Source organism: Rhodococcus yunnanensis NBRC 103083, from assembly GCF_001895005.1.
Lineage (GTDB): Bacteria > Actinomycetota > Actinomycetes > Mycobacteriales > Mycobacteriaceae > Rhodococcoides > Rhodococcoides yunnanense.
On sequence record NZ_BCXH01000010.1, the window covers coordinates 190,270 to 206,013 of the forward strand.

General features: G+C 63.5%; 12 protein-coding genes. 8 read left to right on the forward strand and 4 right to left on the reverse strand.

Going from position 1 to position 15,744, the window contains the following annotated elements; all coding sequences use genetic code 11:
* The first annotated feature begins 92 nt into the window (after nt 1-92).
* The 8 genes from RY1_RS17350 to RY1_RS17385 all read left to right on the forward strand — a co-directional run bounded on the left by RY1_RS17350 (nt 93) and on the right by RY1_RS17385 (nt 11,557).
* The gene (locus RY1_RS17350) at nt 93-650 is read left to right on the forward strand and encodes an NUDIX hydrolase (protein WP_072805188.1); all 558 of its coding nucleotides are present in this window, start codon (nt 93-95) and stop codon (nt 648-650) included.
* 3 nt (nt 651-653) lie between these two features.
* Nucleotides 654-3,002: a glycoprotein gene (locus tag RY1_RS17355; protein ID WP_072805190.1), complete on the forward strand. Its 2,349-nt coding sequence runs from the start codon at nt 654-656 to the stop codon at nt 3,000-3,002.
* Nucleotides 2,999-7,177 (forward strand): murein biosynthesis integral membrane protein MurJ, encoded by a 4,179-nt coding sequence (locus RY1_RS17360; protein ID WP_072805192.1) that lies wholly within the window; start codon nt 2,999-3,001, stop codon nt 7,175-7,177. Before RY1_RS17355 ends, RY1_RS17360 begins: the two co-directional genes overlap by 4 nt.
* 95 nt (nt 7,178-7,272) lie before the next feature.
* Nucleotides 7,273-7,851, forward strand: a complete 579-nt coding sequence (gene sigM, locus RY1_RS17365; RefSeq protein ID WP_139279892.1) for an RNA polymerase sigma factor SigM — start codon at nt 7,273-7,275, stop codon at nt 7,849-7,851.
* Between the two features lie 73 nt (nt 7,852-7,924).
* A complete protein-coding gene (locus RY1_RS17370) occupies nt 7,925-8,665 on the forward strand; it encodes an RsmA family anti-sigma factor (protein ID WP_139279893.1) in 741 nt (246 codons plus the stop codon).
* A gap of 122 nt (nt 8,666-8,787) precedes the next feature.
* Nucleotides 8,788-9,777: a thioredoxin-disulfide reductase gene (trxB, locus tag RY1_RS17375; protein ID WP_072805196.1), complete on the forward strand. Its 990-nt coding sequence runs from the start codon at nt 8,788-8,790 to the stop codon at nt 9,775-9,777.
* 60 nt (nt 9,778-9,837) lie between these two features.
* Nucleotides 9,838-10,170 carry a thioredoxin gene (gene trxA, locus RY1_RS17380; RefSeq protein WP_072805197.1) on the forward strand — a complete coding sequence of 111 codons (333 nt, stop codon included), beginning with the start codon at nt 9,838-9,840 and terminating at the stop codon, nt 10,168-10,170.
* Nucleotides 10,171-10,366: 196 nt separating this feature from the next.
* Complete coding sequence (locus RY1_RS17385) at nt 10,367-11,557, forward strand: N-acetylmuramoyl-L-alanine amidase (RefSeq protein WP_072805199.1); 1,191 nt, start codon at nt 10,367-10,369, stop codon at nt 11,555-11,557.
* A gap of 10 nt (nt 11,558-11,567) precedes the next feature.
* Here the strand turns inward: RY1_RS17385 and RY1_RS17390 are convergent, their stop codons facing one another.
* The 4 genes from RY1_RS17390 to rsmG form a co-directional block, all read right to left on the reverse strand.
* Nucleotides 11,568-12,254, reverse strand: coding sequence for a hypothetical protein (locus RY1_RS17390; RefSeq protein WP_072805201.1), 687 nt, complete (start codon nt 12,252-12,254; stop codon nt 11,568-11,570).
* A gap of 233 nt (nt 12,255-12,487) precedes the next feature.
* Nucleotides 12,488-13,525: a ParB/RepB/Spo0J family partition protein gene (locus RY1_RS17395; protein ID WP_072805202.1), complete on the reverse strand. Its 1,038-nt coding sequence runs from the start codon at nt 13,523-13,525 to the stop codon at nt 12,488-12,490.
* Nucleotides 13,526-13,529: 4 nt separating this feature from the next.
* The gene (locus RY1_RS17400) at nt 13,530-14,537 is read right to left on the reverse strand and encodes a ParA family protein (RefSeq protein WP_072805204.1); all 1,008 of its coding nucleotides are present in this window, start codon (nt 14,535-14,537) and stop codon (nt 13,530-13,532) included.
* 60 nt (nt 14,538-14,597) lie between these two features.
* The gene (rsmG, locus tag RY1_RS17405) at nt 14,598-15,233 is read right to left on the reverse strand and encodes a 16S rRNA (guanine(527)-N(7))-methyltransferase RsmG (RefSeq protein WP_072805206.1); all 636 of its coding nucleotides are present in this window, start codon (nt 15,231-15,233) and stop codon (nt 14,598-14,600) included.
* Between the last annotated feature and the right edge of the window lie 511 nt (nt 15,234-15,744).

Genomic DNA, 15,744 nt, shown 5'->3' on the forward strand with positions numbered 1-15,744 from the left:
GTGCAGCGTGCGGCCGTGTCGGTGTACGACGAATGTGGAGCACGCGGAGCGGCAGGACTGTTCCTACTGTCTTTCCATCTAGTATTGATTGGGTGTCTGCCGGCGAGAGTGCGAACAGGAGCCGCCGCAACCCGCGGCGGCGAAACGCACGCGCCGAAAGCGACAAGCCCAAACTCAGGACCGTCCGCGAAACTTCGGCTGGAGGCCTGGTCGTCGACGGTCTGGACGGCCCACCTGCACAACGCTGCGCAGCACTGATCGGCCGAACGGACCGACGCGGCCGTCTGCTGTGGTCGCTACCCAAGGGCCATATCGAGCAGGGTGAGACAGCCGAGCAGACCGCCATGCGAGAGGTTGCCGAGGAAACCGGCATCCGCGGTTCCGTTCTTGCGTCTCTCGGCAGCATCGACTACTGGTTCGTGACCGAGGGACGCAGGGTGCACAAGACGGTGCATCACTATCTGTTGCGGTTTCTCGGCGGCGAACTCTCCGACGAGGATGTCGAGGTCACCGAGGTGGCATGGGTTCCGCTGAGCGAGCTGTCCTCTCGCCTCGCCTACGCCGATGAGCGTAAGCTCGCCGCGATCGCCAGCCGGTTGATCGAAGGCATGAACGACCCGGGTCCCGAAACGCCCGTCGGCAGGGAGTGAGAAGTGCGGCTCACCGAGGTCACTGCGGCCGCATTGACCGCAGTACTGCTTGCGCTCACGCCTGCAGTGGCACTCGCTCAGGAACCGGACGGGACGGATCCGTCGGTGTCCGCCGACCTCACCTACCAATCGAGTGAATCCGACCTCCCGGAAACCACTCGCGGCAACCAGTTCCTCGACTTGTCCGTCGACACGGTCGCGCCAGGAACCGTGACCACCACCAGCGAGCCGTTCGTCACCGTCCGCGCCACCGTCACCAACACCGGAGACCGACGCGTCGACGACATCAGCGTCCGGATGCAGGGTGCCGCTGCCGTCGCGCAGCCGGACGAGTTGCGGACGTCGCTGTCCCTCGATCAACAGGAGTTTCCGAACGTCGGCGAGTTCCAGACAGTCTCCGACAGCCTCGAACGGGGAGCCAGCGCCCAGTTCGTCGTCTCGATGCCGTTGCGCAGCACCACCGCGCCCTCGCTGAACATCGACTCCCCTGGTGTGTACCCGCTGCTTCTCAACGTCAACGGCACTCCCGAGTACGGCGGAACCGCCCGACTCGACGACGCACGATTCCTGCTTCCTGTCGCAGGGGTTCCCCGCGATCCGACGGACCCGTCGTCGGCGCCGATGCCGCCGAGCACAGCGGCTCCCGTTGCGACGACGGTCATGTGGCCGCTCGCCGACAAGCCGCGCCTCGCCGCAGGCAATCCAGGGACGATCGACGAGAAGGTCCGACTCGTCGACGACGAGCTGGCGTCCGAGCTCGCCACCGGCGGCCGTCTCGACGAACTGCTTCAGGCCGTCGAATTCACCACCACGGATCAGCTCGATCCGGACGGCAGACTGGCCGGGAGCATGTGCCTGGCGATCGACCCCGACCTCCTGATCACCGTCTCCAACATGAGCCGCGGTTATCTGGTCGTCGAAGATCCGGCGGACCCCGATGGGCCGTCGTACGCGGGATCGGGAAGTGACGCCGCGACGTCGTGGTTGGCCAGACTCGAGTCGCTTGCCGAATCGATGTGCGTCACCGCTGTGCCGTTCGCGCAGGTCGACATCGGCGCACTGGGCAACGTCGGCGACGCATCTCTCGCCGCCAGTGCCCTCGAGGCGCCGGCCGACATCGTCGACTCCATCCTCGGCGTCACCTCGGTTCGAGACGTCGTCTGGAGTGCCTCGGGCCAGCTGGGCGCACCGGCTGCGGCGACGGTTCGTTCCACGGGTCCGAGCACTGCGCTGCTCGCCGACAACAGCGTCGCTCCTGCGGCCGCAGGTGCGGTGGCGGCGGTCGCGGGCGGAAGTTCCGTCGATGCTCCGTTGAACGCAACGCTGTTCGACTCAGCGACGGCAACAGCGCTGGCAGGGGTCGGTGAAACTCCGGCGACTCCCGCGTTCACTCCCGAGGACCAGCGCTACGACTTGTCTCAGGACTCACGCACCGCACGATTGCAGGATGCACTCGGGGCGGTGTTCTACCACGCGCTGGCCGAGCGATCCGACGCCCCTCGCGCTCTGACCATTGCCCCGCCGCAGTACTGGACAGCAGGCGGCGACGAACCGACGACCATCCTGTCCTCGATCTCGTCGATGCTCCGCTCCGGTCTCGCGACGCCGAGGCCGTTCACCGACCTCGTCACCGAGGCTCCGACCGGGCTTCCCATCGAAGCCCGCACCGTTCCGCAGCCCGATCGTGACGTCTATCTCGAGGACCGTGTCCGCGCGCAGAGCTCGCGGATCGAGTCGCTCCGCGGTTCCCTCGTCGAAGATCCACAGTCGGCTTTGACTCCACGGGTCTACACGGCCCCGCTACGCGAAGATCTTCTGCGCGCGCTGACGACCGCGGGCAAGGACACCGACCCCGCCTATGCAGCGAAGATGTCTCACGTGCGCATGGACGGCTCGGAAACAGGCGTTCAGAGCATTTTCGACGCGGTGACCGTCCTCGCGCCAGGTGGGGTCTACACGTTGGCCTCGGAGCAGAGTCCGCTGCTGCTGGTCGCGCGCAACGATCTCCCCGTCGGCGTCAACGTCCGGCTCGATGTGAATGCGCCGTCCGAGATGACCATCAGTGACGTCGGATCCACTGCTCTTCCCGCGCGCGGCAGCCGCACCATCACAGTGCCTGCCCAGGTCGACGACACCAGGAATCTGACGGTCGACTTCGCTCTGACGACGCTCGACGGTCGGCAATTGGGCGAAGCGACCACCGTGTCCGTACGGTCGAATGCGTATGGACAAGCGTTGGCGATCATCACCGCCTGCGCCGGAGTCCTTCTGCTGTTGCTTGCGGGGCGCCGACTGTGGCACAGGTTCAGGGGGCAACCCGACCCGGCCGACGAAGGGTACGAAAGACCATGACCGGGAACATCCCGTACGAGGGGGACGTCCCACGTACGCGGCTGCCCGCAGCCCAGGTCTTCCGTCGTACGACGCCACCTCGCCAGGCGCCATGGGAACGTGAGTCCGCACCGCGTGAGATGCGGAGTTATCCCGCACCTCCGGCTCCCGACGGCGGTCCGGCACCGGACAACTCGGTCACCCAGCTGATTCCACGGTTCCGCGACGAGGACTATCCACCGATCCACGCCGCTCCCCGAAGAATCCCCCCTGGTGACCCACACAGGCAGCCGGACCGAAAGACACCGCCCGACGAGGCTCCAGCGAAGAAGCCGCAGAAGAGTCTGCTCGCGTCGACCGGCTCCATCGCCGTCGCGACCCTGGTCAGCCGCATCACCGGGTTCTTCAAACAGGTCGTCATGCTCGCGATCCTCGGCGGCGCGATAGCCAGTTCGTTCACCTCGGCGACGATTCTGCCGAACATGATCTCCGAGCTGGTGCTCGGCGCAGTTCTCACCGCCATCGTCGTGCCGGTTCTCGTCCGAGCAGAGATGGAGGATGCCGACGGCGGGGCGTCGTTCGTCCGAAGACTGTTCACCATTGCGTTCACGATGCTTGCGGTCGTCGCACTCATTGCGACCATCAGCGCGCCACTGCTCAGTCGGATGTTGATCGACGACTCGGCCAAGGTGAGCAGCGATCTCACCACCGCTCTGTCCTATCTGCTGCTCCCGGCGATCCTCTTCTACGGCCTCTCGGGCCTGTTGACGGCCATCCTGAACACGCGGCAGAACTTCCGGCCGGGCGCATGGGCGCCGGTATGGAACAACCTCGTCGTTCTCGGCATCTTCTCGCTGTACTTCTTCGTACCGGGCGAGATCTCCCTCGACCCGGTGCAGATCAGCGATCCGCACGTGCTGATCCTCGGACTCGGGGTGACCGCGGGCGTCATCACTCAGGTCGCCGCACTGATCCCTGCTCTCAAGCGCGAGAAAGTGGACCTGCGCCCGCTGTGGGGCTTCGACGCGCGACTCAAGACGTTCGGCGGGATGGCCGCCGCGATCATCCTGTACGTCGTCATCAGCCAGGCCGGACTCGTGTTCGCGACGCGAATCTCGGCGGGCGCCGACGCCGCAGGACCCGCCATCTATTCGCAGGCCTGGATCCTTCTGCAGCTGCCGTACGGCATCCTGGGTGTCACCGTGCTCACGGCGATCATGCCCAGGCTCAGCCGCAACGCTGCCGAGGGCAACACCCCTGCCGTCGTCGACGATCTGTCCGTCGCGACCAGGCTCACCCTCGTCGCGCTCGTCCCGATCGTCGTGTTCCTTACCTTCGCAGGTCCCTGGGTGGGCGAGGCCCTGTTCGGATTCGGCAACTTCGCCGACGACGCAGGCCGACTCGGCGAGGCCGTCAGTTGGTCCGCCTTCACCCTGATCCCGTACGCACTGGTTCTGATCCACCTGCGCGTGTTCTACGCCCGTGAGAAGGCCTGGACCCCGACATGGATCATTCTCGGCATCACCGGAGTCAAGATCGCGCTGTCCGCGCTTGCCCCGACACTTGCGAGCAACGACCAGCAGGTCGTTCTGTACCTCGGCGTCGCAAACGGCCTCGGTTTTGTCGTGGGTGCCTGCATCGGTGGATTTCTGCTGCACAGAAGCCTCGGCAACCTGCGCATGATCAACGTCGGCAAGACCATCTGGATGGTTCTGATCGCGTCCGCTGCAGGTGGGACGGCCATGCTGGCGATCGACCGCATCGCCGACCTCGGCGGACTCACCGAGCCGCTCGGCATGGTCGGTGCAATGCTGCGTGTCGGAATCTGCGCAGTGCTCATGCTCGGCATCACTTTCGGCATCCTGTGGTTCGGCAGAATCCCCGAAGTGCTCGCAGTCACGGTGGCGATCAGCAAGGTCGTTCGTAAGTTGCGCGGTAGGACTGCCGTACCCGTCGAGGCCGCCGCGACCGCAGAGACCTCGGAATCGATACCGGTCGTTCGTTCAGGCGCTGCATGGGACACTGCCGGGGAACGACTCCCGTACCCTGGACCCCGGCGGACCGGGACGCCGTCCACTGCAGGTCAGCCCCATCCGGGCAGACGTGCCATACAACTCGGGGCATACACGCGCGAAGGAGTGAGAGTGACCGACGACGATGTGGCTGGGGGGCCGGCCGAGTCCACTGCCAAGGACACGGACCGAGCAACTGGTGGTGTCGAGGTAGACGAGCGCGCGAAAGCCGCCTCGAGCCAGGCCAAGCCGTCGACCAGCTCTTCTGTCGACCCCAAGACTGTGCCGGTGGCCACAGGCGACAAGCCTGACACCAGCAACCCTGACACGACCAAGCCCGAGACAGGCAAGCCCGAGACGAGCAAGCCCGGGACGATCAAGGTCGAGGCCGACTCTTCGGACCCCGAAACAGCAGAGCACGACACTGCAGAGCACGAAGGTGCCGACGCAGGCCATACGACGTCGGTGGCCGATGCGGCTGGGGTTGACTCCGCTGGGGACGACTCGGCTGCTGCCGACACCGCGAAGGTTGCCCTCCAGAAGTCGCCACCCGAAACGACCTCGGACACCGGCACCATTCCCGTCGGATCTCCGCCGCTTCCTCCCGTCGGTGGTTCGTCGGAACCCACTCGCTCGCTGCGTGGCCCCAAGCTCATTCCCGGCGCGTCGGTCGCCGGTGGCCGCTACCGACTGCTCGCGCCGCACGGCGGCGCACGCGGACTCAAGTTCTGGCAGGCGCACGATGTCAAACTGGACCGCGAGGTCGCGCTGACGTTCGTCGACGCCGATCAGCAGGCAACCGCACTGTCTCCGGACCGCCCCGAGGGCCCACAGGCCATTCTGTCGCGAACCCTCCGTCTCGGTCGTATCAATTCGCCAGGTCTGGCCCGAGTTCTCGATGTAGTACGCGGCAGCTCCGGTGGAATCGTTGTCGCAGAATGGACGCCGGGTCGATCACTGCGCGAGATGGCGGACACCGTCCCGTCGCCGACGGGTGCAGCGCGAGCCATCAAGGCGCTCGCGGCGGCGGCCGAAGCTGCACATCGCAGCGGCGGCGCACTGTCGATCGATCATCCCGATCGCGTGCGCATCAGCAGCAGCGGCAACGCGGTTCTCGCGTTTCCTGCCACCCTGGCCGACGCCGATCCCGGATCGGACGTGCGCGGTCTGGGCGCAATGTTGTACGCGCTCATCACAGCTCGCTGGCCCCTGGTCGACGGCACCCACGGTGGACCCACCCGGCCCGATACCCCCCTTCGTGCCGTCGGCGGAATGAAGCCTGCCGACCGCGATGCCAACGGTAATGCGGTGGAGCCCCGCCGAATTCGCTCCGACGTCCCGTTCGAGATCTCGGCCGTCGCAGTACGAGCGCTCGAGCAGAACAGCGGCATCCGCACTGCGGCGACGGTTCAGCACGTCCTGGACCAGGCCGCCGTCGTCAACGACAAGACCGATCTGATGCCCGCTCTGCGGCTCGGCCAACGTCCTCCCGGGTCCACCGGCCATTCGCTGGCAGATCCCGAGGAGATCGCCGCACAACAGTTGCGGTCCAAGCGCACCAACATCGCGCTCGTCGTACTCGGTGCTCTCACCGTCGTCGTTCTCGGTTTCGCGGGTTACTGGCTGTTCACGTTCCTGGCCGGCAACAATTCCGACGAGCCACTGAGCGAGCAGGATTTCGGTCTGACCACCAGTGCCTCGGCGCCGGCAACACCCGGTGCACCGCCGGCAGCGGCACCGACCGGTACCCCTGTCTCCGTCGATTCCGTCGAGGTCTTCTCCCCACAGGGAAGCCCGGACAGCCCTGGAACCGCCGACAATGCCGTCGACGACAATCCATCGACGGTGTGGCAGACGGACGCGTACTACCAGCCGTTCCCGTCGCTCAAGAACGGCGTAGGACTACTCGCCACACTGCCGTCCTCGCAGGTGCTCACCAGCGCGTACGTCAACTCTCCCTCCCCGGGAACCGTGGTCGAAATTCGCTCGGCGCCAAGTGATTCGCCGAGTCTCACCGACACCACCGTCATCGGTCAGGCAACGCTCGGCGACGGAGTGACGGAAATACCGCTGAACGCCACCGAACCCACCGATCACGTGCTGCTCTGGATCACCGGCCTCAGTACCGAGGACGGGCGTAACCAGACCTCGATCGCCGACTTCGGGTTCACCGCTCGATCCTGAGCTCGGATCGTTTCGTACTCCGCGGTCTCCATGCCATAGGCTCTCCGTCAATGCGGTAACACGGGGGGAGCCGTTTTCGTATGGGGATTTTCGGGATGAATGGTGGGGTCGGGGGTCTGCTCAGCGGACTCTCCGACGTCGAATTATTGAATGCGCATGTCAGAGGCGACCCTGACGCGTTCACCGCACTGGTACATCGTCATCACGAGCACCTCTGGATGACGGCGCGTCGAACCAGTTACACCACGGAGGACGCGGCAGATGCTCTTCAGGAAGCGTTGCTGTCGGCTCATCGAACGGCGGGCTCGTTTCGCGCGGACGCGGCGGTACGCAGCTGGATGCACAAGATCGTCGTCAACGCGTGCCTCGACAGAATCAGAAGGAACCGGTCGAGGCCGACGACGTCACTCACCGACGCCGATGTGCAGGAGCCGACCGAAACGCGGGATCGCATATCCGATCTCGAGACCTCGATCGAGGTGCACAACGCGTTGATGTCGCTTCCACCCGAGCAGAGGTCGGCAGTGGTCGCAGTGGACATGGAAGGCTATTCGGTCGCCGACGCCGCGGCAATCCTCGGCGTCCCGACCGGCACGGTGAAGAGTCGATGTGCTCGCGGTCGGTTGAAACTTGCGGTACGTCTTCGATACTTGCAGGAAGAGGGGAACCGATAGGCGCTTCGGAGCGTCTTATCAAGTGTAGGAACGACTGCGTGTGGACATCACTGTGCACGGAGAGGAGACCGAAGTGGCATCTCACGGTATCGAGCGCCTTCCCGTAGCGCCGTTTTCCTTCGACCTCCTCGCCGACCTCCACGCAGGAGTTCTGTCCGACTCTGTGAGCACGCGTCTATGGCCGCTCGTCCGGGCCGACGAGAGTGCGATGGAGGTCCTTGCGGCCCTCGACGCCGTATCCTCGCGTCTCGGGAATGTCGGCTCGGACCTCGGCAGCGGGCTGCCGATGCCGCCGGAGGTGGCCGAGCGTATCGATCGTGCGCTGGCGTCCGAGCACTCTGTCTCGCAGCACCCCGTCCCGCAGGACCCGGTTCGCTCGATCCGGAAAACGCGACGGCCACCGGTGTGGTTGTTCGGGGCCGCGGCGGCCGCTGTGTTGCTGTTGGCGCTCGTGACCGTCGTGCTCGTGTCGACGGTCGATCGGTCCGAGACCGGCACCGTTGCGGCCCCTTCGAACAGCTCCGTTCTGACACTCGATTCCGCAGACATCGATGCGTCCGTCGTCCATTCCGTCATGCAGAAGCAAGATCCTGTCCCGTTGGTCGACTCGGGGAAGCTCCCGGATTGCCTGGAGGCCAACGGAATCGGACGCGACACCGTTGTTCTGGGTGCCACCGCGGTGGACATCGACGGACGTAGTGGCACCATGCTGATTCTGCCCAGGTATCCCGCCGACGGAACTACCGTCCTGGCTGTGGGATCGGGGTGCGACACAGGCAACCCGCAACCCCTGTTTCGCCGGGACGTCGACTGACGAGCGTGTAGGTTGCACCAAGTCCCGGCCGGGAACAACACCGCTTACCCTGGTGTTGTCATATCCGTCGGCAGCGGCTCGAACGCCGGCGGTACGTATCGAACTTCTAGGGGAAGGCCCGCATGACTACGCCCAAGGTTCACGATCTCATCATCGTCGGCTCGGGACCGGCCGGGTACACCGCAGGTGTATACGCAGCCAGGGCTGAGTTGCAGCCGCTTCTGTTCGAGGGAACTCAATTCGGCGGCGCGTTGATGACCACCACCGAGGTGGAGAACTTCCCGGGTTTCCGCGACGGCATCATGGGCCCGGACCTGATGGAGCAGATGCGTGAGCAGGCCAAGCGATTCGGAGCAGACATCCGCACCGAGGATGTCGAAGAACTCGACCTGCGCGGCGAGATCAAGACGGTATCCGCGGGCGGCGAGACGTACCAGGCACGCGCGATCATCCTGGCGATGGGAGCGGCAGCGCGTTACCTCGGCATCCCCGGCGAAGAGAAGTTGCTCGGACGCGGTGTCAGCGCATGTGCCACGTGTGATGGCTTCTTCTTCCGCGACCAGGACATCGCAGTCATCGGCGGTGGGGACTCCGCGATGGAGGAAGCAACCTTCCTGACGAGATTCGCCCGCAGTGTGACCGTGGTGCACCGCCGCAGTGAGTTCCGTGCGTCACGAATCATGCTCGAGCGTGCCAAGAACAACGAGAAGATCCGTTTCCTCACCGACACCAACGTTCTCGAGGTTCTCGGTGACACGTCGGTCACCGGACTGACTCTGCAGAATGCTCTGACCGGCGAGAAGTCGACTCTCGACGTGACAGGAATGTTCGTTGCCATCGGGCACGATCCTCGAAACGAACTGGTCAGGGACCAGGTGCAACTCGACGAGGCCGGATACGTCAAGGTGGCCTCCCCGTCCTCGGCGACGTCGATCGAGGGTGTGTTCGCTGCGGGCGACCTCGTCGATCACGTCTACCAGCAAGCCATCACCGCTGCTGGAACCGGCTGCACCGCCTCGATCGATGCCGAGCGTTGGCTCGCCGAGCAGGGTGACATCACGACCAATACCCTCGAGCACGCCGATCAGTCCGTCGACGTAGTCACTGCCTGATTCACCACCTGTTTCACCACACCGACCCCCACTGCTCCACCCACGAAGGAGACCCACCAGATGTCCGACGACAAGAAGACCGTCACCATTACCGACGCATCGTTCGTCGATGACGTCCTGACCAGCGAGAAGCCCGTTCTCGTCGACTTCTGGGCAACCTGGTGTGGTCCCTGCAAGATGGTCGCCCCGGTGCTCGAGGAGATCGCTGCCGAGCACTCGGACAAGTTGACCATCGCGAAGTTGGACATCGACGCCAACCCTCAGGCCGCGCGCGACTTCAAGGTCATGTCGATTCCGACGCTGATCCTCTTCCAGGGCGGCAAGCCGGTGAAGCAGATTGTGGGCGCCAAGGGCAAGGCGGCCCTGCTCAAGGACCTCGACTCTGTACTGTGACGCAGTGCCGGGCGGCGTGGATTGCGGTCCGGAGACTACTTTCTGAGACAATCGTTCGATGTGCCGGTGCACCTGTCGGCACATCGACTTTTGTGTGGTCGGGCAATCGGCTGGTCGGACGCCCCTCGAGAACTCGTCCGGTGGACGATACTGACCACACGGAAATCGACACACTTTCAGCGAGAGGTAGTCAGGCATGCACCGACTCAGTCACGGCGATTCGGGACCCGCCGTCGCGGAGGTACGGAGCACACTCGTCTCTCTAGGATTTCTGCACGACGACAGTGTCGATCCTTCGTCGGATCCAACACACTGGACGGCACCGGCGTCGGAATACGATTCCGCGCTCGACAGTGCAGTCCGCGCATTCCAGCAACACCGCGGCCTGCTGGTCGACGGAGTAGTAGGTCCAGCCACCTACCGGTTCCTCAAGGAAGCGTCGTATCGGCTCGGCGCGCGCACTCTGATCTATCAACTGTCGGCTCCGCTGTACGGCGACGACGTAGCCACGCTTCAGACGCGACTGCAGGATCTCGGTTTCTACAGCGAACGCGTCGACGGTTACTTCGGCCCCAAGACACACGAAGGACTGTCCTCGTTCCAGCGTGAGATCGGTTTGTCACCGGACGGCATCTGCGGACCTGCGACACTGAGGTCCCTCGATCTCCTCGGTGCCCGCGTCACCGGCGGCTCACCGCACGCCATCAGCGAGGAAGAGCTCGTTCGGCAGTCCGGCCCGCAGCTGACCGGCAAACGGATCGTCATCGACCCGGATCTCGGTGGCGCTGATACCGGCCGCATCGTCGACGGCATGTTCGGTCGGATCAGTGAAGCCGAGATTCTGTGGGACGTCGCCAGCCGACTCGAAGGCAGAATGGCTGCCACTGGGATGGAAACATTTCTCTCTCGCGCCCGCGGCACCAATCCCAGTGTCTCCGAGCGTGCCGAGACCTCCAACGCATTCAATGCCGACCTGATGATCTCGCTTCGCTGTGCCGCGAGTTCGAGCACGGCAGCCAACGGTGTGGCCAGTTTCCACTTCGGCAACTCCCACGGTTCGACCTCTCTCATCGGACAGGTGCTCACCGGTTACATACAGCGCGAAATCGTTGCGCGCACACCACTTCTCGACTGCCGCAGCCATGGTCGGACGTGGGATCTGTTGCGGCTCACCAACATGCCGACGGTTCAGGTCGACATGGGGTATCTGACCAACGCATCCGACGTGGATGTACTCAGTGACCCACGTTCACGCGACATCATCGCCGAGGCAATACTTATCGCAGTCAAACGTCTGTACCTTCTGGGTCACGACGACCAGCCGACAGGAACGTTCACCTTTGCCGAGCTGTTGGCGGAGGAACTCGCCGCAGCGGATCGTCGCTGAGTCCTTCCTACTAGCCGACGCCGACCGGGTCCTTGTGCTCGATCTCGACCATCGTCAAGCTCGCGGCGATCAGTAGCTGCTCGAGTGCCGACTCGACATCTTCCTTCCAGCCATGATCCCGATCCAACTCGAGCCGAAGTCTCGGGTACCGGTGGTGCGGCGCGACGACGTCGAAGCCGACCTTCTCCAGGAAATCGGCGTCGATCATGCATGTGGTATCCGAACACGTCAGGTCTGCCGTAGCCTTCGGACCCACTCGGTCGTCCTCGGCCGTTCTACGAATTCCGAATGCTTCCAACGCACGAACTCCGCGGTTCACCAGATCCGCAACGACTGCTTGAATCAGCGATGCCGAGTGGCCCTCACGATCCAATTCGGACTCGATGCGCAACGTGGTGAGAAGAACCGCGTCCGCGCTGACGGGAGAAGTGGGAAATGACGTCGACCGAGGAACCACTCCCGGCGGGGAGTACAACGCGCACCCCAGAGTCCGACCGCCGCTCGACAGAAGCTGCCCACACGATCCCCATTCGAGCATGATCATCGACAACCATGCCTCGTTCTCGAATTCGAGATCGAGTGCGTCGCTGCTCGAATTTTCGGCCTTGGGATCGAGCACCCAGAACCGGCACCGACGAGTGTGAGTCGGCAATTGATCGAACGAGTCCAAAGTGACTCCGGTGACAAGCGTCGACACTGCTTACCTCAGCCTCCATGCCCCGAATTTCGGCGATCGCGTGCATCGAGTTCGAAATGCACTCGACAAGAATATGCGATCGCCCTCGTTTCGACCGACTGCGGAAGCCGAAGCGTGAAAAGTGTTGAACAACAACATTTTACGAACTCCTTAGCTTCCTCGAGCCGGACACCGAACAGATCTTCGTCACAGTGACGTAAGTACCGCGTGTCTTTGTACCTGAAATTTCGGAGCTACTTTCCTTTCTGAATTTCCATCATGTCGACGATCCTCTGAAGGTCGTCTACCGACCCGAATTCGACGACGATCTTGCCTTTTCGCTTTCCCAGACTGACGGTAACTCGGGTATCGAATGAATCCGACAGCCGATCCGCGACATCTTGAAGGCCCGGCATCTGAATCGGCTTACGCCGCGGGGCAGGTGTCGGCGCGGAATCGTCGTTTCGATTGGCCAGCGTCACTGCCTCTTCGGTGGCACGCACCGACAAACCTTCGGCGACGATGCGAGCGGCGAGTGACTCTTGTGCATCGGATCCAGCATCCAACGACAGCAACGCACGCGCGTGTCCAGCGGAGAGAACTCCGGCCGCAACTCTGCGTTGTACCGGAATCGGCAGCTTCAGTAACCGAATCATGTTGGTGACTGCGGGTCGAGACCTTCCGATCTTTGCCGCCAACTCTTCGTGAGTCACGTCGAATTCTTCGAGTAGCTGTTGATACGCCGCAGCTTCTTCGAGCGGGTTGAGTTGGACCCGGTGGATGTTCTCGAGGAGCGCATCGCGCAGCATTGCATCGTCGCTGGTTTCCCTGACGATCGCGGGAATCGACTCGAGCCCGGCTTCTTGGCTGGCTCGCCATCGACGCTCACCCATGACGAGTTCGTAGCTGTCTTGACCGATCGACCGCACAACGATCGGCTGCATCAGCCCGAATTCGCGGATCGAGTGGACGAGTTCCGCTAACGCCTCGTCGTCGAACACCGACCGCGGCTGCTTGGGATTGGGCCGAATCAGTGCGGGAGAGATCTCGCGGTATACCGCACCTGCCGGCTCGAGGTCCTCATCCGAGCTCCGAACCGGGGGAGTGGGCGTCGGCGCAGATGCAGTTGCTTCGGTAGAGGACGTCGCCGACTTGCCGTGATTGACCGCCGGACGCTGCTTGCCGATCACAACGTCCGCAGCAGCACTGCCGAGTCGAGGCCCTTGATCGGGGCCGGTGGGGATGAGTGCGGCGAGCCCGCGCCCCAGTCCGCCTTTACGTGCTTGACTCATATCTTCAGCGCTCCTGCGTTCCATCTGTGACTGCGACCGCTGATCGGGCTGCCAATTCTCGTCCTGCATCCAAGTAGCTCATCGCACCGCGGGAGCCTGGATCGTAATCCAGCACGGTCATGCCGTAACCGGGGGCTTCGGAAACCTTCACACTCCGGGGGATGACGGCCCTCAGAACGGCGTCGCCGAAGTGCTTGCGCACCTCCTCGGCCACCTGGTCCGCCAGCTTCGTCCGGCCGTCGTACATCGTCAGAATGACCGTCGAGACGTGCAGTGCCGGATTCAGATGCGACTGCACCAATTCGATGTTGCGGAGCAATTGACCGACACCCTCGAGCGCGTAGTACTCGCACTGGATAGGAATGAGCACCTCGGTTGCCGCCACCATTGCGTTGACTGTCAGCAGACCGAGGGAGGGTGGGCAGTCGATGAGAATGAAGTCCGCGTCGATGTCGGCAAGGTCCGCGAGTGCCGTCTTGAGCCGGCCCTCACGCGCCACCATCGACACCAACTCGATCTCGGCTCCCGCCAGATCGATAGTCGCGGGAATGCAGAACAGGCGGTCGCTGTGCGGGCTCTTCTGGATCGCCTCACGGGCCGTCACTTCGCCGATGAGCATCTCGTAGCTCGAGGGCACCCCGGAGTGGTGTTCGACGCCCAGAGCCGTGCTGGCGTTGCCCTGAGGGTCCAGATCGACCACGAGGACAGTGAGCCCCTGTAGCGCCAGTGCGGCGGCGAGGTTGACGGCAGTTGTTGTCTTGCCGACCCCGCCCTTCTGGTTGGCGATAGTCAGCATGCGGCGCTTCGCCGGCTTCGGGAGCGTCACGCTTCCCGGGTGCAGAACTTGGCTGGCTCGATGTGCGGCAGCACCGATTGGAGTGTCGTCGGGGGAGATACTGCTGTAAGAGTTGAAGCCCGAGCCACCCATCGATTCGGTTGCAGTACCGGATTTTGCGCCGGCCTTCTCGGACTCTGTTTCACGTGAAACAGCGGGATCAGATCCACCCGACATACGTGCTCCTTAATGCGGAACTGGATTGGCGTTCAGAACCAACGGCTGAACGGGGATTCGTCATGTGCGTGGGAAGCGACGTGGAACTCGCTCTGCCCTGACGACGATCGTCGGCGTCGGAAGAATATCGACACCACACTTCACAACCTCTAGCTTGCCAGCACCCATACGACTAAGGGAAGCCCGATCGCGCTCGATCTCGTCTTCGGCGCTACTTCCCTTCAGGGCCAGCATTCGACCGCGCTCGTGGATCAGCGGAAGGGACCATTTCGCAAGCTTCTCCAGAGGAGCGACAGCACGAGACGTGACGACGTCTGCGCCACCGGCCTCCTTCTTCACCCCCGGCTGCTCGGCTCGACCGCGAACGACCAGAACGTTGAGCCCGTGCTCTTCGATGAACTCGGCAAGGTACACAGTTCTGCGGAGGAGCGGCTCCACGAGTGTGACGTGTAGATCGGGACGCGCAATCGCCAGCGGGATACCAGGTAGGCCCGCACCGCTTCCGACATCGACCACACGCTCACCCTCGTCGATCAATTCGCCGACGACTGCGCAGTTCAGGATGTGGCGCTCCCAGAGACGGGGAACTTCGCGCGGCCCGATCAGCCCCCGGGCAACACCGTCGGTGGCGAGGGAGTCGTAGTACTTCTTCGCGAGTTCGAAACGAGGACCGAATACGCTCTCTGCTGTTGCCATCAAACGATCGTCATCCAACGCTTCAGGTTCCACTCGTTCATCCTCCCGTGTCCAGCCTCTGTTCGCCAAACTATCGGAGCCATCCGACAAGATTGGCCGAGTTCACTCCGTCACAGTCCGTCCGGCCAACGCTGAGTTCCGTCTGTTTCACGTGAAACTGCATCGATTGGCCGACGCCTGTGTGCGCAGTAGACCCGGCCCGTCAGGCCCAGCAAATGTGACTACCGGCCACTGCCCGGTGAGCGAATGTCACCTCCGGTCACCGCGAGGTGAGCGAATGTCACATCCGGTCACGGCAGGGTGAGCGAATGTCACCTCGATCACCGCAGCGTGAGCGAATGTCACCTCCGGTCACCGCTGCGCGAGCGAATGTCACATCGACTCACTCTGAGTGACCGAATGTCGCCTCCGGTCACTCAGAGTGACCGAATGTCGCCCTCGATCACCGCTGCGTGAGCGAATGTCACCTCCGGTCACGGCAGGGTGAGCGAATGTCACCTCCGGTCACTCA

Bases quoted from the DNA above. Each gene is read 5' to 3' on its own strand.
- RY1_RS17395 (WP_072805202.1), bottom strand. From the start codon at position 13,525: ATGAGTCAAGCACGTAAAGGCGGACTGGGGCGCGGGCTCGCCGCACTC.
- RY1_RS17385 (WP_072805199.1), top strand. From the start codon at position 10,367: ATGCACCGACTCAGTCACGGCGATTCGGGACCCGCCGTCGCGGAGGTA.
- sigM (WP_139279892.1), top strand. From the start codon at position 7,273: ATGAATGGTGGGGTCGGGGGTCTGCTCAGCGGACTCTCCGACGTCGAA.
- RY1_RS17400 (WP_072805204.1), bottom strand. From the start codon at position 14,537: ATGTCGGGTGGATCTGATCCCGCTGTTTCACGTGAAACAGAGTCCGAG.
- trxB (WP_072805196.1), top strand. From the start codon at position 8,788: ATGACTACGCCCAAGGTTCACGATCTCATCATCGTCGGCTCGGGACCG.
- rsmG (WP_072805206.1), bottom strand. From the start codon at position 15,233: ATGGCAACAGCAGAGAGCGTATTCGGTCCTCGTTTCGAACTCGCGAAG.
- trxA (WP_072805197.1), top strand. From the start codon at position 9,838: ATGTCCGACGACAAGAAGACCGTCACCATTACCGACGCATCGTTCGTC.
- RY1_RS17360 (WP_072805192.1), top strand. From the start codon at position 2,999: ATGACCGGGAACATCCCGTACGAGGGGGACGTCCCACGTACGCGGCTG.